This window comes from Proteus sp. G4415 (assembly GCF_963896075.1).
GTDB classification, from domain to species: Bacteria; Pseudomonadota; Gammaproteobacteria; order Enterobacterales; family Enterobacteriaceae; genus Proteus; species Proteus mirabilis.
In genome coordinates, this window is record NZ_CAWQOK010000159.1 from 1 (window position 1) to 22,657 (window position 22,657).

General features: G+C 40.1%; 15 protein-coding genes. 8 read left to right on the plus strand and 7 right to left on the minus strand.

The window, feature by feature from the left end; genetic code table 11:
* A partial coding sequence (locus AACU95_RS17310; protein ID WP_161737125.1) for an ATP-grasp fold amidoligase family protein occupies window positions 1-831 on the plus strand: 831 nt, incomplete at its 5' end.
* A 159-nt stretch (window positions 832-990) separates the two neighbouring features.
* On the opposite strand, the gene fdhD is transcribed toward AACU95_RS17310, so the two are convergent.
* Window positions 991-1,821, minus strand: a complete 831-nt coding sequence (gene fdhD, locus AACU95_RS17315) for a formate dehydrogenase accessory sulfurtransferase FdhD (RefSeq protein ID WP_004246534.1) — start codon at window positions 1,819-1,821, stop codon at window positions 991-993.
* A gap of 179 nt (window positions 1,822-2,000) precedes the next feature.
* Here fdhD and fdnG point away from each other — a divergent pair, with 179 nt between their 5' ends.
* From fdnG to AACU95_RS17350, 7 genes are all read left to right on the plus strand, one after another.
* Window positions 2,001-5,048: a formate dehydrogenase-N subunit alpha gene (fdnG, locus tag AACU95_RS17320; RefSeq protein ID WP_080749536.1), complete on the plus strand. Its 3,048-nt coding sequence runs from the start codon at window positions 2,001-2,003 to the stop codon at window positions 5,046-5,048.
* An 11-nt stretch (window positions 5,049-5,059) separates the two neighbouring features.
* Complete coding sequence (gene fdxH / locus AACU95_RS17325; protein WP_004246537.1) at window positions 5,060-5,998, plus strand: formate dehydrogenase subunit beta; 939 nt, start codon at window positions 5,060-5,062, stop codon at window positions 5,996-5,998.
* On the plus strand, window positions 5,995-6,651 hold the full coding sequence (gene fdoI / locus AACU95_RS17330) for a formate dehydrogenase cytochrome b556 subunit (protein ID WP_004246538.1): 657 nt from the start codon (window positions 5,995-5,997) through the stop codon (window positions 6,649-6,651). Before fdxH ends, fdoI begins: the two co-directional genes overlap by 4 nt.
* A 198-nt stretch (window positions 6,652-6,849) precedes the next feature.
* Complete coding sequence (fdhE, locus tag AACU95_RS17335) at window positions 6,850-7,770, plus strand: formate dehydrogenase accessory protein FdhE (RefSeq protein WP_004246539.1); 921 nt, start codon at window positions 6,850-6,852, stop codon at window positions 7,768-7,770.
* Window positions 7,771-7,785: 15 nt separating this feature from the next.
* Window positions 7,786-9,177: an L-seryl-tRNA(Sec) selenium transferase gene (selA, locus tag AACU95_RS17340; protein ID WP_012368627.1), complete on the plus strand. Its 1,392-nt coding sequence runs from the start codon at window positions 7,786-7,788 to the stop codon at window positions 9,175-9,177.
* Window positions 9,174-11,036 carry a selenocysteine-specific translation elongation factor gene (gene selB, locus AACU95_RS17345; RefSeq protein ID WP_036971847.1) on the plus strand — a complete coding sequence of 621 codons (1,863 nt, stop codon included), beginning with the start codon at window positions 9,174-9,176 and terminating at the stop codon, window positions 11,034-11,036. Before selA ends, selB begins: the two co-directional genes overlap by 4 nt.
* Window positions 11,037-11,144: 108 nt before the next feature.
* Window positions 11,145-12,794, plus strand: a complete 1,650-nt coding sequence (locus AACU95_RS17350) for an LTA synthase family protein (protein WP_012368625.1) — start codon at window positions 11,145-11,147, stop codon at window positions 12,792-12,794.
* A gap of 148 nt (window positions 12,795-12,942) precedes the next feature.
* Here the strand turns inward: AACU95_RS17350 and AACU95_RS17355 are convergent, their stop codons facing one another.
* The 6 genes from AACU95_RS17355 to bcsB form a co-directional block, all read right to left on the minus strand.
* Window positions 12,943-13,971 (minus strand): glycosyl hydrolase family 8, encoded by a 1,029-nt coding sequence (locus tag AACU95_RS17355; RefSeq protein ID WP_124740924.1) that lies wholly within the window; start codon window positions 13,969-13,971, stop codon window positions 12,943-12,945.
* A 73-nt stretch (window positions 13,972-14,044) separates the two neighbouring features.
* Window positions 14,045-15,007: a UTP--glucose-1-phosphate uridylyltransferase GalU gene (gene galU, locus AACU95_RS17360; RefSeq protein ID WP_004249967.1), complete on the minus strand. Its 963-nt coding sequence runs from the start codon at window positions 15,005-15,007 to the stop codon at window positions 14,045-14,047.
* A gap of 173 nt (window positions 15,008-15,180) precedes the next feature.
* Entirely contained in the window at window positions 15,181-16,086 is a 906-nt protein-coding gene (locus AACU95_RS17365; protein ID WP_049201511.1) for a sensor domain-containing diguanylate cyclase, read from the minus strand.
* Window positions 16,087-16,124: 38 nt separating this feature from the next.
* A complete protein-coding gene (bcsD, locus tag AACU95_RS17370; RefSeq protein WP_004246549.1) occupies window positions 16,125-16,595 on the minus strand; it encodes a cellulose biosynthesis protein BcsD in 471 nt (156 codons plus the stop codon).
* Between the two features lie 15 nt (window positions 16,596-16,610).
* Window positions 16,611-20,297 (minus strand): cellulose biosynthesis protein BcsC, encoded by a 3,687-nt coding sequence (locus AACU95_RS17375; RefSeq protein WP_161737126.1) that lies wholly within the window; start codon window positions 20,295-20,297, stop codon window positions 16,611-16,613.
* Between the two features lie 10 nt (window positions 20,298-20,307).
* Entirely contained in the window at window positions 20,308-22,656 is a 2,349-nt protein-coding gene (gene bcsB, locus AACU95_RS17380; protein ID WP_161737127.1) for a cellulose biosynthesis cyclic di-GMP-binding regulatory protein BcsB, read from the minus strand.
* Window position 22,657 lies beyond the last annotated feature (1 nt).

Here is a 22,657-nt window from a genome sequence, read left to right on the forward strand (position 1 = left end):
CAGCCAGATCGTGTTTATCTAAAAAATAAATTTATTCGTAACTTAGGTTATCAACCTAATTTTCGCCACCCCATGTCATTGAATGAAAAAATCAATGCACGTATGTTATTTGATAGAGATCCTATCTATACACGCTTAGCAGATAAAATCAGTGTCAGGGAGTATGTAAAAGAAAAGATAGGCGAAAAATATCTGGTCAAAATCCTTAATACTTATCGCCATCCAAATGAAATCGAACTTAATACACTACCTAACCGTTTCGTATTAAAATGTAATCATGACAGTGGCAGTACTATTATTTGCCTTGATAAATCTCAATTTGATTTGGAGATGGCAAAAAAGAAACTTAATTTTCATTTAAAGAGAAATCTCTACCACGTTACTCGTGAATGGCATTATAAAAATATTAGTGCGCAAATTATCTGTGAAGAGTATATCGACCTTTTTGATACTCAATGTCCGATGATCCCAACTACATGCCGTATCCACTGTTTTCATGGTCAGCCTCATTATGCGGAAATTGATATTTCGGATACAAAGGGATGCGAGTATATCAATGTTTATGATACACAATGGCAATTACAGCCTTTTACTTTAGAAGATCCCAATACCCCAGAATATATTGAAAAACCGCTACAATTTGACAATATGCTCACATTAGCCAACAAATTAGCTAACGGTTTTGCCTATTGTCGGGTCGATTTTTTAATGTCAGAAACCACACTACTGTTTAGTGAAATGACCTTTACCCCCAATGCGGGGCGCATTCCCATTAAACCAAAAGAGTGGGACTATAAATTAGGTGAACTATGGACACCTATTGCTTCATAGCAACTCCCTGAACTAACGAACGTCCCCTTTAAATTAGACTAGAAACGTCCAACTTTTAGGGGCTGTTCATTCAATAAATAAGGCTTAAAACACGCTTGATAAAGTGGAAACCCTAATAGTCAATTAGCGACTTACTTTTATGATGTTTCACCGCATACGTTAATCAGTGAGTCGTTGTGGATGAGTAAAAACAGTTGCTCTTCCACGGCGACAAAAACCCACCAGCGTCAAATTATATTGATTCGCCACTTCAACGGCGAGTGAGGTAGCAGCGGAAACCGCAAATAAAATTTCGGCACCACACATTGCTGATTTTTGCACCATTTCATAACTTGCACGACTTGATACTAATATTGCACCCTCTGTCCACTTTTGTTGTGTTTTTAAGCCAATCAACTTATCAAGAGCTACATGGCGCCCGACATCTTCGCAACCGCCTTGTAATTGCCCCTCAGGAGATAGCCAAGCTGCGGCATGAGTACATCCTGTTAGCTCGCCAATTTCCTGTACGGTTTTTAGTTGCTCGAGTGCGTTATCAAGCAAAGAGAGTGAAAATGTTTGTGTAAAAGGTAATGGCGCTATAGGGCGAAAAATTTCTGCTAATTGTTCTGTACCACAAATACCGCATCCGGTGCGCCCCGCCATACTACGACGTCGCTCTTTTAATTGCATAAAGCGCCGACTTGATAATTCTATTTGTACTTCTGTGCCACCATGGCAACTTTCAACGATTTCAATACTGCGAATTTCGTTAGAAGATCCTATAATGCCTTCAGATAAGGAAAATCCGACAGCAAATAACTCTAAATTTTTAGGGCTTGCCATCATAACAACGTGAGATATTCCGTTGTACACTAATGCAACTGGAACTTCGAGTGCAATATAATCCTGCTCTGCTTGGTTAAGGGAGCCTTTGTGTTGCACAGTTGTTTGATCTATGCCAACAATTACACGTTTAGTTAACAAGTTTGTCGATTTTGTTTCATCCATAAGATGAATTCCTAATTTTATTAATACATAATAACAATACGGGTAAAACGATTTTACACTACCTATCAGGCAATGAACCTGATCCTATTAAGGATAATAGGAATAAAAAAACAATCAGCTCCTGTTTTCGTGAAGAAAATCAGAGTCAGTAAAAGCAATGTATGATGAGGAGAGACCCCATGCAGGTCAGCAGAAGACAGTTCTTTAAGATCTGTGCTGGCGGTATGGCAGGTACTACAGCGGCTGCCTTAGGTTTTGCACCCGCTGTTGCGTTAGCAGGCTCACGTCAGTATAAATTACTGCGTGCCCGTGAAACTCGCAATACCTGTACGTACTGTTCTGTCGGTTGTGGACTATTAATGTATAGTCTGGGCGATGGCGCGAAAAACGCAAAAGAAACCATATTCCATATTGAAGGTGATCCTGACCACCCAGTAAACCGTGGTGCACTTTGTCCTAAAGGTGCTGGTCTCGTTGATTTTATCCATAGTAAAGGCCGTTTACAATATCCTGAATATCGTGCTCCCGGCTCAGATAAATGGGTAAAACTTTCATGGGAAGAGACCTTTGATCGTATCGCACGCTTAATGAAAAAAGATCGCGATGCCAACTTCGAAAAATTCAATAAAGAAGGTGTTGAAGTAAACCGTTGGTTATCAACGGGGATGCTTTGTGCCTCCGCAGCAAGTAACGAAACAGGCTTTTTGACCCAGAAATTCTCAAGAGCACTTGGGATGCTGGCTGTCGACAACCAAGCGCGTGTCTGACACGGACCAACGGTAGCAAGTCTTGCTCCAACATTTGGTCGCGGTGCGATGACCAACCACTGGGTTGATATGAAAAATGCCAACCTTATCGTCGTTATGGGCGGTAATGCGGCTGAAGCACACCCTGTCGGTTTCCGCTGGGCAATGGAAGCTAAAATCCATAATAAAGCCAAGTTAATTGTGATTGATCCTCGCTTCACACGTACTGCGTCTGTTGCGGATTTCTATACGCCTATTCGTTCAGGTACAGATATCACCTTCTTATCGGGGGTTATCTTATATCTGCTCGAAAATAAAAAATATCAAAAAGAGTACGTTGAGGCTTATACCAATGCCAGCTTGATTGTGCGCGAAGATTACCATTTTGATGATGGTCTCTTTAGTGGTTACGATCCTGAAAAACGTCAATATGATAAAACCACTTGGAATTACGAGATGGATGAAAATGGTTTCGCTAAACGCGACACCACGCTTCAACATCCTCGTTGTGTCTGGAATCTATTAAAAGAACACGTTAGTCGCTACACACCTGATGTGGTCACTCAGATTTGCGGTACACCAAAAGAAGATTTCTTAAAAGTCTGTGAATATATTGCTGAAACAGCAGCGAAAGATAAAACAGCCTCTTTCCTGTATGCATTAGGCTGGACTCAACACACTGTTGGTGCACAAAACATTCGTACTATGGCGATGATCCAATTACTGTTAGGTAATATGGGTATGGCAGGTGGCGGTGTTAATGCTCTACGTGGTCACTCTAATATTCAAGGCTTAACAGATCTTGGTCTGCTATCACAAAGCTTACCGGGTTACCTAACCTTGCCTTCTGAAAAGCAAACATCGTTAGAAACCTATTTAGCAGCTAATACGCCAAAACCGACCGTCCAAGGGCAGGTTAACTACTGGGGTAACTATCCTAAATTCTTCGTCAGTATGATGAAGACATTTTATGGTGATCATGCTCAACGTGATAACGATTGGGGATTCTCACTATTACCTAAATGGGATAAACCATACGACGTTCTGCAATATTTCGAAATGATGGATAAAGGTGAAGTCAATGGCTATATCTGCCAAGGCTTTAACCCTGTAGCTTCATTCCCGAATAAGAACAAAGTGATCCGTTCATTATCAAAACTGAAATTCCTTATCACCATGGATCCGCTAAATACAGAAACATCTTGTTTCTGGCAAAACCACGGTGAAGAGAATGATGTGAAAACAGCAGATATCCAAACTGAAGTTTTCCGTCTACCTACTACCTGTTTTGCTGAAGAGAACGGCTCTATTGTTAACTCAGGACGCTGGTTACAATGGCACTGGAAAGGTGCTGATGCCCCAGGAATTGCACTGCCTGATGGTGAAATTCTCTCAGGTATTTTCCATCGTTTACGCCAACTTTATAAAGAAGAAGGTGGCGCAATGCCTGAGCAGGTGTTGAATATGACTTGGGATTACTTTGATCCTAATAATCCAACATCTGAAGAAGTGGCTCAAGAGAGCAATGGTAAAGCCCTTGTCGACTTAAAAGACGCTGATGGCAATATCATTTTGAAGAAAGGTCAGCAACTAAGCTCATTTGCTCAGTTACGTGATGATGGTACAACGGCAAGTGGCTGTTGGATCTTCGCGGGTAGCTGGACAGAAAAAGGCAACCAAATGGCTAACCGTGATAACTCAGACCCATCAGGTTTGGGTAACACATTAGGTTGGGCGTGGGCATGGCCTTTAAACCGTCGCATTATTTACAACCGTGCATCAGCAGATCCACAAGGTCAACCATGGGATCCAAAACGCAAGTTAATCGAATGGGATGGTAGCAAATGGACAGGTATTGATGTACCTGACTATAGCAATGCCGCACCAGGCTCTGATGTTGGTCCATTTATTATGCAACCTGAAGGTATGGGGCGTTTATTCGCTATCGACAAGATGGCAGAAGGTCCATTCCCTGAACACTATGAGCCAATTGAAACCCCATTAGGTACCAACCCACTGCATCCAAATGTTGTTTCAAACCCAGCAGCACGTGTGTTTAAAGATGACTGGAAAGAGATGGGTAAAGCAGAAGAGTTCCCATATGTAGGTACGACTTACCGTCTGACTGAGCATTTCCACTTCTGGACAAAACATGCGCTGTTAAATGCCATTATTCAGCCTCAACAATTTATCGAAATCGGTGAACGGTTAGCGGCAGAAAAAGGCATTTCTCAAGGTGATACCGTTAAAGTCAGTTCCAAACGTGGTTACATTAAAGCAAAAGCTGTAGTGACCAAACGTATTAGAACACTTGATGTTGATGGTCGCAAAGTGGATACCATTGGTATTCCGATCCACTGGGGTTTTGAAGGGGTTGCGGTTAAAGGCTTTATTGCTAATACCCTAACGCCATTCGTCGGTGATGCAAATACACAAACGCCAGAATTTAAAGCGTTCCTTGTTAATGTGGAAAAGGTGTAAGGAGATAAATTATGTCACTGCAATCACAAGACATTATTCGTCGCTCTGCCACCAATTCCCTTACTCCCGCACCACAAGTGCGGGATTACAAGGAAGAAGTGGCAAAACTTATCGACGTTACCACCTGTATTGGTTGTAAAGCCTGTCAGGTTGCTTGTTCTGAATGGAACGATATCCGCGATAAAATTGGTACTAACGTCGGTGTTTATGACAACCCAACGGACTTAACGGCTAAATCATGGACAGTGATGCGTTTCTCTGAAGTTGAAGAGAATGGCAAATTGGAATGGTTGATCCGTAAAGATGGTTGTATGCATTGTGCTGATCCGGGCTGTTTAAAAGCATGTCCTGCAGAAGGCGCTATCATTCAATATGCTAACGGTATTGTGGACTTCCAATCTGAGCACTGTATCGGATGTGGTTACTGTATTGCTGGTTGTCCTTTTAACGTACCGCGTATTAATGAAGAAGATAACCGTGCTTATAAATGCACCTTGTGTGTAGACCGTGTTGAAGTGGGTCAAGAGCCGGCTTGTGTTAAAACCTGTCCGACTGGTGCTATCCATTTTGGCTCAAAAGAGTCGATGATTAATCTTGCCAATGAACGTGTTACAGAGTTACAAACTCGTGGCTATGACAACGCTGGACTCTACGATCCACAAGGCGTTGGTGGCACACACGTTATGTACGTGCTTCATCACGCGGATAAACCCAACCTGTACCATGGTTTACCAGAAAACCCAGAAATTAGCTCAACGGTTAAATTCTGGAAAGGTATTTGGAAACCATTAGCGGCGGTTGGTTTTGCTGCTACATTTGCAGGTGCTATCTTCCACTACTTAGGTGTTGGCCCTAACCGCACCACCGAAGAAGATGAAGAAGCGGCACAAAAAGAGATGGAAGCATCTTCTAAAACACAGACCTCTGTGAATAAGGAGGAGCAAAAATGATGAAGAAGAAAGGTGATAAAATTCTTCGCCATACCGCATCAGAGCGAATTAATCACTGGGTTGTTGTGATTGTATTTCTATTCACAGCCATCAGTGGTTTGGGTTTCTTCTTCCCATCTCTGAACTGGTTTATGAACATTTTAGGTACGCCTCAACTGTCACGTTTACTTCACCCATTTGTGGGGAGTGCGATGGCGATTTTGTTTATCTTTATGTTCTTCAGATACCTGAAGTACAACTTTATTGATAAAGATGACTTAGTTTGGGCTAAAAATATTCATAAAGTGCTAAAAAATGAAGAAGCGGGTGATATTGGTCACTATAACTTAGGTCAGAAAGGCATTTACTGGGCATTATCTATCAGTTTGATCCTGCTGACGGTCAGTGGCATCATCATCTGGCGTCCTTATTTTGCTGAATATTTCTCCATTCCGGTGATTCGTATTGCATTGCTGGTGCACTCATTTGCCGCAATCTTACTAATTATTACCGTTATCGTTCACGCTTATGCAGCGTTTTGGGTGAAAGGCTCAATTCGTAGCATGGTTGAAGGTTGGGTGACTCGCGGTTGGGCGAAAAAACACCATCCTCGCTGGTATCGTGAAGTACTGGAAGAAGAGAAAAAAGAAGCCGAAAAGCAGTCACAGAAATAATGCACTAACGCTAATTTGCTGAACAAACGGAGGCTGACTGTTGCCTCCGTTTTTATTTTATTTACCCGATCATCTTCAAGCGTAAATAAACAAGAAATTGACTATATCCTTACCTGCTGTCATGGCTTCAAGTAAAAATTTGCATTATTCTGATGCCAATATTTGTAGGTAATACACTATGAAGGAAGATAGAACGTTATGAGTATTCGCATCGTTCCTAAAGAGCAATTAGGTAAAGAGCCATCAGAAAAAAGCATCAGCTTTATTCCACCGGTGTTATTCCCTAATTTAAAAAACCTCTACCAACGTCGTGCTGAACGTTTTCAAGCATTAGCCAAAGACAATCCTTTCGCTGATTATCTTGAATTTGCTGCCGAAATTGCCTTAGCACAAGAAAAAGCATTACATGATAACCCGCTTGAATTAGATTTAACCCCGTTACTTTCTCAACAAACAGGTATAGCGCCGTTAGATAAAAAGACCTTTAAGCGTAGTAAGCATTGGCATGCATTACTCGCCTCAATCATTGCGGAATTACAATCCGTTGTACCTGAAAGTGCTAAAATTGCCTTAGAAAATCTCTCTAAAGCCTCTGAAACCGAATTAGAAGAGATGGCAACAGCACTATTAAACGATGAATACTCAAAAGTTTCCGCTGATAAATCAGTGTTTATTTGGGCGGCATTATCACTTTACTGGGCGCAACTGGCGGCAAACATTCCCGGTAAAGCGAAAACAGAATATGGCGAAAATCGCCAATTTTGCCCCGTTTGTAACAGTATGCCTGTATCGAGTATGGTACAAATTGGCACCACTCAAGGACTGCGTTATTTACACTGTAATTTATGTGAAACCGAATGGCACGTGGTACGTATAAAATGTACTAATTGTGAACTAACGGGCAAATTAAATTACTGGTCTCTTGATAGTGAAAATGCGCCAGTCAAAGCAGAAAGCTGTGGCGATTGTGGTAGTTATTTAAAAATTTTATACCAAGAAAAAGATGCTAACGTCGATGCTGTAGCTGACGATTTAGCCTCCCTTATTCTTGATGCAAAAATGGAAGAAGAAGGTTTTGCACGCAGTAGTATTAACCCCCTTCTATTCCCCAATGAATAATAATTAGGTATTAACATGACACATGATACGCGTTCACTTTACAGTCAACTGTCATCGATAGACAGTTTGCTCCATCAGGCTGACATTCAAACTTTAGTTGATGGTTATGGGCAGACCTTTATCGTTGAACATTTACGCAAACTACAAGAAGAAGCGCGTATCATTATTCGACAAAATAATCAGTTACCGCAATGGCATGATAATTGGGCGGAAGAATTAAAAAATCGTATTGCATTACAACGAAAAGCCGCCATAAAACCGGTTTTTAATTTAACAGGGACGGTATTACACACCAATTTAGGTCGTGCGTTAATGGCAGAGTCAGCGATTGAAGCGGTAAGCCAAGTCATGCGCTCTCCGGCAACATTAGAATACTCCCTTGATGGTGCTTCTCGAGGACATCGTGATCGAGCTATTGCCGATCTGTTATGTGAATTAACTGGCGCCGAAGATGCTTGTATTGTTAATAATAATGCAGCTGCCGTTTTATTAATGCTGGCCACCGTCGCACCAGATAAAGAAGTGGTTGTTTCTCGTGGCGAATTAGTTGAAATCGGCGGTGCTTTTCGTATTCCTGATGTGATGTGCCAAGCGGGATGTCGTTTAAAAGAGGTGGGAACCACTAACCGTACCCATCTAAAAGATTACCGTAATGCGATTAACGAAAATACTGGGTTGCTAATGAAAGTTCATACCAGCAACTACAGCATTCAAGGCTTTACCGCTGAAGTTGAAGGTACACAACTTGCTGCGCTGGGTAAAGAGATGAATTTACCCACCGCCATAGACTTAGGCAGTGGCTCTATGACCAATTTGGCTGCACTGGGTTTACCTAGCGAGCCGATGCCACAGGACTATTTGCAACAGGGTATAGATTTAGTCACTTTTTCAGGAGATAAACTATTAGGTGGCCCACAAGCAGGAATTATTCTAGGTAAAAAAGCGTGGATAGAAGCCATCCAACATCACCCTCTAAAACGAGCGTTACGTGTCGATAAAATGACATTGGCAGCATTAGATGCCACCTTAAGACTTTATCAACAACCTGAAAAAATGATCAAGGATATCCCGACATTACGTTTACTCACTCGTACACAAACCGAAATTCATGATATGGCGCAACGGTTACTTCCTCATTTTCAGGCATATTATGGCGATAACTACCATATCACAATATCCTCATGTGCTTCGCAAATAGGAAGTGGCTCGTTACCGATTGAAAGCTTACCCAGTGCAGCCCTTACCTTTGCTGCCAAAGATGGGAAAGGAAGTCAATTAGATGCCCTTGCGGCACATTGGCGTAACCTAGAAAAACCTATTATCGGCCGTATTACGGATGGTCGCTTATGGCTCGACCTACGTTGTCTTGAGGATGAAAATGCATTAATACAGGCTCTATCACTATGATTTTTGCGACAGCCGGTCACGTAGACCACGGAAAAACAACATTAATACAAGCGATCACCGGTGTAGATACAACTCACTTACCTGAAGAAAAAAAACGCGGTATGACCATCGATTTAGGTTATGCCTATTGGCCACAAACCGATGGATCAGTCATTGGTTTTGTCGATGTCCCCGGTCATGAAAAGTTTCTTTCTAATATGTTGGCCGGTATTGGGGGAATTTCTCACGCCTTATTAATTGTCGCTTGTGATGACGGTGTGATGGCACAAACTATTGAACATACAGCTATCTTACGTCTTGCCGGTTGTCCTAACATCACCGTGATCCTCACCAAAGCAGATCGTGTAGAGCCACCACGTATTGATGAAGTTAAACAGCAGATAACCACACACTTACTTAATCTAGGTTGGTCAGCACCACAAATCTTTGTCACTTCAGCCTCAACTGGCGTAGGTATCGCGCCATTACGAGACTATTTAGTTACCCTACATCAGCAAGAGCAACAACACCCTCAATGGCATAAGCGTTTTCGCTTAGCGATTGATCGTGTATTTAGTATTAAAGGTGCGGGTTTGGTGGTCACAGGTACTGCACTTGCCGGGCAAATTGCGCTAGGTGATACTTTTTGGCTAACCGGTGCAGATAAACCGGTAAGAATTAGGGCATTACATGCGCAAAATCAGCCAGTAGAACAAGCCGGTGCAGGTATGCGCATTGCGATAAATATTAGTGGTGATGTCAGTAAAGAAACGGTTTCTCGTGGTGATTGGTTACTATCACAAGCACCACTTTATCCTTCACATAAAATATTAGTCAGTCTAACAGCTGATGAACCTATTAAACATTGGCAACCGGTTCATATTCATCATGGTACACGCCATATTACAGGACGTATTGCACTATTAAATAATACCGATGAAACACCGCTATTAGCAGAGCTTATTCTTGATGAACCCTTGTGGCTGGTGGATAACGATAGACTAATTTTACGCGATATTAGTGCACAACGAACTTTAGCGGCTGCCAAAGTGCTCTGCTTACACTCTCCTCGTCGGGGTAAACGACAAGCTGAGTTTTTATCTTGGCTAAGTGCACTTGATAAAGCCAACACGGTGAGTGATAACCTCGCACTCTATTTACCCAAAGGTGAATTGTTATTGACTCAATTTGCTTGGGCACAGCAACTGACGGAAACTGCACTTGATACGCTATTAACCACCTTTGATGTTATTTCTATTTCCGGCGTCGTCATTTCGAAAGCCAATGCCGAACAGGCCAAAGCAAAACTATTACGCACACTAGAAGAATATCACCAGCAACATAACGATCAAATGGGTGTGGGGCGTTCCCGTTTAAAACGTATGGCTCTTCCTACTTATCACGATGAGCTGGTTTATCACTTAATTGATCAGTTACGCCAAGAAGGTGCTATTAAGCAAACTCGAGGCTGGCTACATCTACCAACACATGGGTTAGCCTTCACAGCAGAGCAAGAGGCACTATGGCAGATTGCCAAAAACTATTTTCAACAATCAGAGCCTTGGTGGGTTCGTGATCTCGCCCATGAAATGAAAAATGATGAAAAAGTCATACGAGGCTTATTACGCAAAGCTGCTCAACTAGGTCTTATTATCCCCATTATTGCCGATCGCTATTATACTCATGATTCGATAGAAAAATTTGCCGCTATCATCGTAAAATATAACGAAACCAACGGCAGTGTGACCGCAGCCGATTTTCGTGATGAACTGGCCGTAGGTCGCAAACTTGCCGTACAAATTCTTGAGTATTTTGACCGAACAGGGTTCACTCGACGTAAAAAAGATCTTCATATCTTACGAGATAAAGGGTTATTCTAACTTAACTGGTTACTCTTTATGATTGGCTGGATGTGAGCATTCAGCCAATTAAGGTATTCTTCGCTTGTCTTTATCAATAAACTTTTAATCACTATGCTCGGAAGAGATATGAAAAAATTATCAGGGCGTATATATCTTGCGCTTGTTCTTATTGCTTCATTATTTATTGTCTTTGAGAAAGCTTCTCTAATTTATACTGCACTACTGTCTGTCAGTGTTTATTTTATTATTTTTACGCTGTGTTTTGTTTTATCGTCCCGCGCGCTATTCTCGGCAATCACAACAGGGACACTCTTTATCATTATCAAGTTTATCAATCAGCTTAAAGTCCACTATTATAAAGAGTCACTGCTATTTTCAGATTTTAATCTTGCTTTTGATAGCTCAAATTTAGGCACCTTAACGCAGTATTGGGAAGCCGGTGTCGCGATTATTGCCATGGCTATTTGGCTAATCATTAATATGGTTACCGCGTGGCGTTTCTCCCGTAAATCACCTATTGCTACACGCCTAAGTAGCTTATTACTCATTATTATTGGCCTTACAACTATTCATTTTACAGTCAATAAATGGCAATCGGAGTGGGAAGGTACACTTCCCGGTGGTCGAGGAACTGTGACTAATTTAATTATGTCGGGTTATCAAACAGCTTATCATCCCCCTTACTATGCACAAAGTGCAGACTACTTTATCGAGCAAGCCAACCGTGTGGTCTTACCGGAAACACAAACCGAGGTAAAACCCGATATTGTAGTATTACTACAAGAATCTACCGTAAACCCAAGCATTTACCAATTTGATAAAAACGTGGATTTGCCCGATCTTTTTATGTTTAAAAAAGATGAAGGTGTCAGTGCCCAAAGCCCATTACGAGTACAAACCTTTGGTGGAGGAACTTGGCTTTCTGAGTTCTCAGTATTAACCGGTCTAAATACCGATGATTTTGGTGCGCGTAAAAACTCTGTGTTCTATTTTGTGGTTGATAAACTCAATGAAAGTTTATTCCGCCAACTCAAATCTCAAGGGTATTACACCGTACTGCTCACTCCCTTTAATCGTAACGCCTATCACGCGGGATATGCTTATGAAAAATTAGGGGTAGATGAGATTATCCAGCCACAAGAATTGGGTTATCCGGGGAGTTTAGAAGAGAATTTATGGACTATCCCTACCCAAGATATGATTAATTATCTAAAAGAAATCTTAAAAACACATACAGATAAGCCATTATTTATCTTTTCTTTAACTATGTATGAGCATGGCCCTTATAAAGGCTCACATAGTGATGATTATCAATTAGCTGGTCAGACAGAAAGCCCTGATGCACCGGGTAAATTTAGCCACTATATGGAAAAAATTATTGCCAGTGATCCGGCTATTGAAGATTTTTCTCACTTTGTCGCAAATAGAGAGCGCCCCACTCTGTTTCTTTATTTTGGTGATCATCAACCTAATATTGACCTAAAAAATTATCAATCACCTTTTAGTGATCCAGCACATATTACCCAATTCACCTTAAGGGATAATTTAACGCAAGGTGCAACCCTTTCTACTGGAGAATTAACGGATATTAATTTTTTAGGGGGAATGTTGTTAGAGCGCGCTCGTTTACCTTTATCACCTTACTATAAAGCCAATATTCAAATGCGCCATTTATGCCAAGGCAAATTAAATGATTGTGAGGATGAAAAATTAGTTAATAGTTATAAGAACTATATTTATGACAAATTAAACGTTGCCGGTGGCAAAGATAATTAATTTTCAAATTTACTGATAAAAGGTGATCGGGATTACTAATCAGTAGCAACACGATTATTGACTCGTCCTGATATCGAACAAAAAAGAGGCTAATAACTGGCCTCTTTTTATTTTATTAGTTATATCCACAGGGGTTAACTAATAATCATCAGTTATTATTCTGCGCAAAGGCGGCTAATAAATGTAAGGCTGAAGAGTAATAATCTGTATCCTTAGTTAAATCAACATTTTCAATTACTGTTTTCATTGTCAGATCTCTTACCGCCATCATACCTGGCGTTAAGTTATAATCAGCGTGCTCTTTACCATCAATACTGATCCACGCAGGCGTCTTATCACGATCAAATTGTTGCCAATAATTCACGAAAGGTTGTAATGCGAGTTTATCTTGTGCCCATGCCAAATAAAGAGGAATGCGAATAGCATCAAAACTAAATCGTGCTGGCCATTTTTCACTCGGGGCAAGATGACCATCAGGGTATAAACTTACCCAATCACTTGGTAATTTATATTTACCAAAACGCATTTTTCTTAATAAGGATTGGCTATCGTTAATTAAATTTTTCCAGCGGCTATCATGACTAACTCGATAGAAATCTTTCCATGCCGGAAAGATAAAATAGGAGGGGTTAATGATAATTTCTTCGGGGGTTTTAAAACCATTAATTCCCGGTAAGAGTACACTGTAGTTTTCTGTCTTCACTAAAGTGTGTTCAAGGATCGCATGCTGAATAGAATCTGATGCTGAAAGATAGTTTTCATCATGCCATTTTTCCCCGGCCTTTAATAATGCCCAAGCAATTAAAATATCACCATCTGTTGCATTATTAGGATCGGGTGTATGTTGGTTATTTTCGGGTTCATAACGCCATTTAAATAAGCCAAGATCACCACGATACAGCGACATTGCTGTCCAGTGCCATAATTGTGCAAAGGTTTGGCGATCGTCACTCATAACCGCCATTAACATGCCATATCCTTGACCTTCTGAGTGTGAAATATTTTGATTAGCACTGTCAATGACACGCCCCTCGGGAGTAATGTAACGCGCTTTAAATTGTTGCCATCCTGCTTGGGTTTCTGTCGCTTGTGCCATTGGGGATATCATTAACATCACACTTAGTGTTAGCAAAATACCAAGTCGATGAGTCAATCGAGATAACTGTCTTATGGACATTGTCTCTTTCTCCTTCTTTTGCCGACCGCTAAATGAACTCGGTCGGCATACTACTGATTATTGCAAAATAGCCTCAAAAAATTGTCATCACACTGTTATCGACTTCTTTTAGTGTTGGGCGATTATTGGCCATAGTTTGGGATAATACATCTTTTGCATATAACTCTTGTATCCAATGAGCGAACTCTTCTTTCAGTTCGCTATTATGTAAACCATACTCAACAAAGGCTTTCATATAACCGAGTTTATTACCACAATCATGAGATTTACCAACTAAGGTGTAAGCTTCGGCAACCTCTTTTTTCAATAAGAGATCAATAGCATCCGTTAATTGGATTTCGCCGCCAACCCCCGCAGGCAACCCATCGAGTAACGGCCAGATTTCTGCAGAGAAAACATAGCGCCCCACCACAGAAAGATTAGAAGGTGCTTGTTCTGGATTAGGTTTTTCCACAATACGACGAATAGGCGCCCAGTTACCTTGTGGACAAAAAACACCTTGGCAATCAACAATTCCATATTGATGTACTTGAGTGAGTGCGACAGGTTCAACCATAATTTGGCTACGCTCTGTTTTTTGGAAGCGTTTGATCATGGCAGATAAGTTATCATGGCAAGGATCACAGTAGTGAGAATTTAATAGCACATCGGGTAGTAACACAATAAAAGGATTATCACCAATGACAGGGTGAGCACAACAAATGGCATGCCCTAATCCTAATGCTTGCCCTTGGCGAATTTGGATAATTTTTACATTTTCAGGACAAATAGAGCGAACTTCTTTTAATAATTTATTTTTTATTCGTTGCTCTAACATATTCTCTAATTCAAAGCTGGTATCAAAATGATCAGCAATTGAATTTTTAGATGAATGTGTCACTAAAATAATTTCTTCAACGCCCGCTTGTGCACACTCTTCAACAATATATTGAATTAAAGGACGATCAACTATCGGTAACATTTCTTTTGGAATGGATTTAGTTGCAGGTAACATACGTGTGCCTAATCCAGCGACAGGAATAACAGCTTTCATCATAATATACTCCTCAAATAATTATTTATATAAAAACAATACATTGTTATTAATTGAAAATGATTTTCTTTTATTTTCTTTTCTAAAAAACTCTCTATTTAAAATATAAGTATCCCTCTCCAGATAAGGAGATTTTTATTTATTAATAATGATTTTTATTTGAAATATAGTGTTATTTAATACTCTGAATAAAAACCGTATTTATTTCCTCCTTTTTCTTTTATTGCATAAAGCTGTTTATCTGCTGACTTTAATAGTTCAGATAATGTCTTGCCATCCTTAGGGTATTCAGCGATACCTAAGCTAATAGAAGGAACGATTGTTTTTTCTTTATTGATTTTTATCGGTTTTTCCATTCCTCGCCATAGCGATTCGATGATCTCCAATAACAATAAAGAGCAAGAACGTAATCCAGCAGGGAAAAGTACCGCAAATTCATCGCCACCAAGTCGCCCACAGTAAACCTGCTGGCGTTCTAAGGCTAATAAACGCTGCGCTATCTCACATAAAACATGATCACCAATAGCATGCCCATATTGATCATTAATCGTTTTGAATTTATCACAATCAATAATCCCAAGACAAAAAGATAAAGGTGTCGCAATATTTAATCGCTCCTGTTCAATTTTCTCAATAATACTTAGACGGTTAGCCATTCCAGTTAAAGAGTCAATATAGCTTTTATTTAATAAATCATTTCTTAACTTTACTTTATCCGTGATATCTAAACTTAAAAATGCATAATGAGAAATTAGATTATTTTTATCAAAAATTGGAACAATATTAATATCTTCCCATACTTCTTGTTTATTTTTATTTGGGTGTTTTGCCTCTAATCTTATTACCTCTTTATTATCACTAATGTTAGAAAACACATCTTGATTTTCATCAACTAAATAAAATAAGTTATATCTTTTATTTTTTATACTTTCAAAATCAATATGATTAAATTGGCAGTATTTTTTATTAGCGTAGATAATATTACCTTTTATATCTGTTACTATCATCATAAATACATAATTAGTAAATTGCTTTATTAATAAGTCATTAACAATATTATTATTAATTACTAATTCACTCATTTTTTCCTCCTATGCTTATCAATAAAGCATAGTTTTTATTATTTATCTGATGAACTATTCGCATAACGAAAAATAAAGGCATCTTTTGCATCTGTAGCTTGACGGTGCACATGCATTTTATCATTTCCCCCTTGATGAGTAAGCCAGCCTTCATATAGCCCTTCTAATACACTGGCACTCGCTGCACGCCAATTAGCTTCCTCTTCATTTGCTGAAAAATGTGGCCATGCACAGTGCACTAATAGCAACTCACTCATTGCTGGAGAGATAGTCACAAAGCCCCACTTAAACAGTGTTAAAACTTGATTGATATGTGATTCTAATGACTGGATATTTTCGCTATCAGGTAATGGGTAACGTTGAGCGATATCTTTCCCGATATCTCTTAATTTATTTTCGGCCTGCGTAATATCGTTATCACTAACTATTTGAAAAAATAATAGTTGTGTCAGATCTTGCCAACCGCTTTCAAAAGGTAACTGTAATATATCGCTATCATGTTGGTTCATTACTTATCTCCTTAATTATTTAGATAAAAAGTCTGGGGTGTATTTTAGATATAACCACATATTATCTTCAGCATAATCACCCGATGTATCATGAGATAAGCTGAGCCCTAATTCTGACTCTTTATTTAAATAATATTTAGCATCGAGCCCTAAACGATAGGTAATATTGGTTTCATCTTGCTCTTCATAACGAGATTTAATACGTGAGTCACTCGTATGACGTTTGTTTAACGCATTTTGCATATAAGCATGGGTTGGAAAATAATCACTCCCCTTTTGCTTGTAACTCTGTACCCCTATCGCACCATTTAGCGATACCTCTCCTTTTTCAAAACGACGGGTATAAGCAACAGGCAAAGAGACAGCGACATAATCTTGTGGGCTGAAGTACCCCCCATGCCCTAATGAGAAGTAATTTTGGTTGTTTTTAAAGTTCATATAGTCCACATGAACACCTGCTTTGACTTCTTGTTGCTCATCTTTGTAGAAGTTTGCATAAGAGCCAAGCCAAACTTTTACCTCTTCATTACTTTCAACACTTTTCCCTTGGTAGTTATAGTATCCCCCACCAATATAAGCACCGACTTTGCCATCATCCCATGCATATTGCGCTTTAGCACCATTACGCGTGACCTGTCCCCAGGTTTCTCCCGTTATAGGATCGGTACGTCCCATATAGGAAAGTAAGCTATCTTTAATCGCTCTACGCTCTGCGGTTAATGTTAACTGTCCATTTTGGCCAATTTTTGGTGAGTAAGTCAGTCCACCAACAATAGTGGAACTATCTTTATTCAAAGGTGTTGTTCCAACATCAAAACGTGTATTGTGATCAGATAAAATCAATCCTAATTCAACACCTGAAGCCCGCTGGCTTCCCGCATCATCTGCGTTTATTTTGTTCTTTTCATCATGATTATCACTGTTTTTCGCAAAACGTTCAGCATGCTGCAATTGCCCCGAGCCAAAGCGATTAGCGCGCTCTCCAGAAGCCGTACCGCTGGTGATTGAAACGGGATTAATATTAAATTGCCAGCGCCAATCTTCACCAGGAACACTTGAGATAGCAATCGGTGCCGATATTTCAGTCAAATTTGATAATCCCTTATCACCATTACGATGACGAATAGCAATACCACCTTGTACCCAAGGAGATATCTGCTGCTCTAATTGACGAATGGAGCGTTGAACAGCAACCATCTGTTTATCTTCATTTATAGAGCCAGTCATCACACTATTTTCACTCTCTAGTGCCATTAACTGCCCTGCTGCGGTATTCACCGTACCTGTTGTGTTATTTGTCGTTTGCCATTGTGCGCTACGCAATAACGCCAATGCCTGACGATTTTCACCGTTTAATTGCGCTACTTGTGCTGCTTGTAATAGATAAGCAGGTTGTGAAGATGTCGGTATTTGTTGTAACAGTGTTTTGGCTTTACGACCGTCTTTTTGCGCCAGAGCAACTTCAATTTGTGCTTGAAGTAATTTGCTATCTCTCCCTTGCTGTTTTTCAAGGTAAGAGAGAATTTTATTTGACTGCTCTGGCATAGATTGCGCTAAATACACACGACTTAAAGCCATTAATAAGTCTGGATCATCAGGACTTACCTTTAATGAGGTGACGAGAGTTTGATAAGCGGCTTTGATTTCACCTTTTTCCCGTAAACTATCCGCTTGCGCAACATTTGTCAGTATAGCTAAACGTTGTTTCTCGGCTGCTGGCGTTTGTTGCTGTAATGCTGGATCATTAATCAAGCTCGAGGCTTGTGCATAACGTCCTAACGCATTAAACACATTGATATGCCCTGCATAATTTCCCACGGAGCCTTTAGTCCCTTTAGCCAGATCATTTTCAATCAATTGCAGCGCTTCATCTTGTGCACCACTATTTACCAGTTTTTCAGCTAATTCCCCTACATCATTTGGATAATCAGCCACTTGGTTGATTAAAGGACGCAGCGTATTGCTCATCGCAACAAGATTGCCCGTTTTATAGTAACGCTCAGCTTGTGTCAGTTGACGATAAAAACGCGCTCTCTCTAATAACGCTTTTTCCGCCTCATTTTGTTGAGGTTGACTGTTCAGTAGGGTAAAAACTTTATCCCACTGTTTTTGTTCAACATAAAAGAGCGCCGCAATATAATTGGCATCACGTGTTTGACGACGTTCAAGTTGTAAAATGAGCTGTTCCGCTTGCGTTTTATCACCTTCGGCTATCATTAAACGGGCTAAATCAAGGTATACCCAATTATTTTGCGGGTTTTTACGTTGTGCCTGAGTTAATAATTGTCTTGCCTGAGTGCGATGACCATTTTCTAACGCCTTTTGCGCATCACGACGTAATCTTTCTGATGGATCAGTATTTGCCGTTAATTTTTGTCGTAAAGATGCGGGTTGTTTTGCTACTAACTGCTCAGCTTGGCTGTTTTTTCCTTGTTGAATAAGCAAGTAGTAATATGCGGAAATAACTTTTTCATTTTGACTATGCTGTTGATATAGTTCAGATAATAGCTGATAAGCAGCAGGTAAATTACCTTGTTTGCGCAATAAATCCGCTTGTAATAAATGTGCTGATAATCCTTTTTCACCCGATGAGTAAGTTAAAGGTGATAATTTATCCAGTGCTTGCTGAGTATTACCTTGCTTAGCTTGTCGTTGCACTTCTCGTAATTGAGAATAAAAACCCGCATCCTCTGCTTGTTGTTTCCATTTTTGCCCTTGTTCCCCCCCTGACTGAGAGGCTTGGTTTAATAACTTTTGTCCGGTTGCCAAATCACCTGAACGTAGAGCCACATAACCTAATCCTGCTAACGCTTGGGCATCTTGACTATCGACCGTTAATGCTTGTTTAAAGTAAGTTGTTGCTTGCTTTAGGTTACCTGTGTTTAACGCTTCATACCCCGCTTGTCGGGCATTACCTTGTATTGCTCCTTGGTAATGCTGTGCAATAGCTTTATCGTGAGGATTAGTTTGTAGATAAGATTGATACAGCCCTTCATCATCAGGACGTACATTAAGCCATAGTAAGGCTTGTCTTAATCCATTTTTCGCCGTTTCATCACCAGAAATCTTACTTAAAATAGCAATCCCTTCACGGCGAGTTTCTTCGTTATAAGTTAATGTTAATCCTAATGCTTTTTGTGTTTCTTTATTATCTGGCATCCGCTGAGCACGTTGTTTTAACCCAGCAATCGCTTGTGGCAACATTGCCGGTATTCCAGCCATAGTTTGATAATATTCAAGTGATAGCGAATCAGGTGGTTCATGTGTGACAAATAAGCGCTGATAGGCTTTTATTGCCTCTTCATGTTGCCCTTTTTGGGCTAATTCTCTCGCGTAACCCAATTGCTGTTCACTAAATTGAGATGAGCGAATATTTTTTAATCCCGCAATACGCGGATCTTGAGGTGCAATCCGTGCCAGTTTTTCACGCCAATAGCTGGCTTGTTTTTCATTTCCTTGTTGCGCAGTAAAAAAAGCCATTAAATACAGCGCATCTTGATTATTATTTTCCATGATCAGCACTTTTTGTAGCGCTTCAATAGCACGTTCATCATGCGCTTTTCCATGCCAGTAATTTGCTTGCTCTATTAACGAGCTGACAATATTCGCATCTGTTGCATTAGCAAGCGTGGAATGGGTAACGCCTAATAAGCAACTGGCATAAATCACTTTAACAATCATATTAAGTGTCTGTTTTTTCATTTTATTCCCCCTATTTATCAACATGACGCTTTGATATTTCACTCAGGCGACGCGTTGAGCGGCGTTGTAACCAGCAATAAACCACGCTCCCTGTTAGCGCACAAAAACCGACTGCCAACATGCCAAGCAAATAGACATGTCTGGTGCAATACCAAAGAAATTGCTGTAATAGAGGCAGGTCTCCCTGTGAAAAATGTTCTCCTAAATGGAAGCTCATCACCGTATCTTGACCACTAATTAAAGTCAGATCCCCTTTAATAGCGGCATTGACATTTGCATGGTTCAAATCACCAATGATGTTTTTAATTGAGTCATTACCTTTTGCAGTCACTAAAACAACCACACGATCTTTAGCCCAAGGAGAGATAAAACTCATCATTCCCCGCCAATCATTTAACGGAGCAAGATAATTTGCCGCATCACTACTTGGTGATAATGGATCACCGGCTAACCAACTTTTAGCTTTATCTATCAATGAGGGAGATTGGATCTCAAGTTGGTTATTTATAAAAGAGAAGGTTTTTTGTGAAAAAGCACTTGGCAAAAAGCCGTTACTACCTAACTCTCCAATCGCCAAGATATCTTTTTGTGCTAACTGATTTTTTTCTAAGGCTTGCGCACCAAGAAAAACAGAAATATAAGAAACAGGTGTACCGGTTGAATAGCCCGATCTCGCCATTAAATTAACTAAAGTATATAGCTCTTCAGTTGTGGGGTTTTCTGGCAATAATAATGTGGTTTGAGAAAAATCTGCCCGGCGACTAAATGGGAACGATGCACCTGAAAAATAGGCTAAATTAGGCATTCTGGAATAGTGCCACGTATTTTTAAATTGTAAGGTTGATTGCGGATCAATACGACTAATCAATCCTTGGCCATCCGTTAAAATACAGGGTGCATCATCATACTCATGTAAATCAAAATAGAACTCTAATTGATTTTGACTGTAGATTTGTCGTGGATCTAAATAAAGCGTACTACTTTGCTGTGCATTCTCCATCCCTAACCACTGCCTTAATATTCCTAATGGCTCTGAACGAGAAGGATATAACGCACCAATAAATTGATGGTTTAAAGAGGCAATTAGCGAAGAGCGACGGCTATTTATTTTATCTGAATGAGGAAAAACATATTGCAGATCTAAAGGTAGCGCATCTCCATCCCACCAAAAGAGATCGGGTGAGACACGAAACGAAAATTGATTAGGAGCATGATTTATTCCTTGGCGAATAAAATCATCACGACCATGAGCTATCTCCCCCAATGTTACGGAATGATTGGTATTTAACCAACGTGGGGCATCATAATCCTGACGTACCGGAATATGTTGAGCAGCAACCGTTAATTGGTCATTTGGTGGCAATTTGCCACTATTTAATGCCCATGCAGCTTGACGTAATGTTTTTTCATCATCACCGCTAATCAGTAATAATTTAAATACGGGATCAACAGGGTTATCGACTATCGTGAGCTGCCCATTTTTTCCTGATGGTAAGGTAATACCTGCAATAGTCTGTCCGGCATAACCAATTAAAACACCATCGCTATCAGGTAGTTGATTCATTAATACAGGTAAATCTATTTGTTTAATATCATGACTAAAACTACCAAACCAAGAAGCAGCAATAGCGGCAGCTGTTACCTGCCCATTATCTGGTTTATCGGCTAAAACAATAGGTAATGAGGTCGCTGTCATTCTGTCAGGATCAAAGAACGGTAGGGGCAGTCGTTCCAAGCTATACCCGCCATTAATCCAACGACCTCGATAATTTAATGATGAATCGGGCGAAATCACCAAACTTAACTCATCAGCTAAAGGAGGAATACACTGCTTTTCATCTAAAGCATCGCGACTGGCAAGGCGAAAACTCAAGTTGTTTACATTGGTCAACATCATTTCAGGGATTTCTAACATATACTCATGTTCTTGCTCACCTTCTTCTAAAGGCAAAAATCCCATAGGTTGACCATTTAGCATCAAATGTAACGTTTGATCGGCTTGCACTAATCCCGATGAAGCTTTCACTTTCATGGTGAGTGTCGCACTATCGATAAACAGATCATTTGCCATACGAAATGTCACGCCGGATAATAAACGTCGACCGGATAATACTATTGGTGATGGACTCCCCATCTGAGCTAATGTTAACTGCTCTTCAATATTACGCGCCTCGGAGAGTGCAACATCATCAAATAGTTGCGTACTTACTGTGGGTTGTAGTGGCGGATGAGTATAAGATGTTGGCTCTGGTAATACTTCACCATCTAGCTCTAGCATTCCTGTTGTCGCATAGCAAAAATGAATACTCGCCATGGCAATAACCGTCAGACTTAGTATTGATGTCAGTTTCTTTTTCATA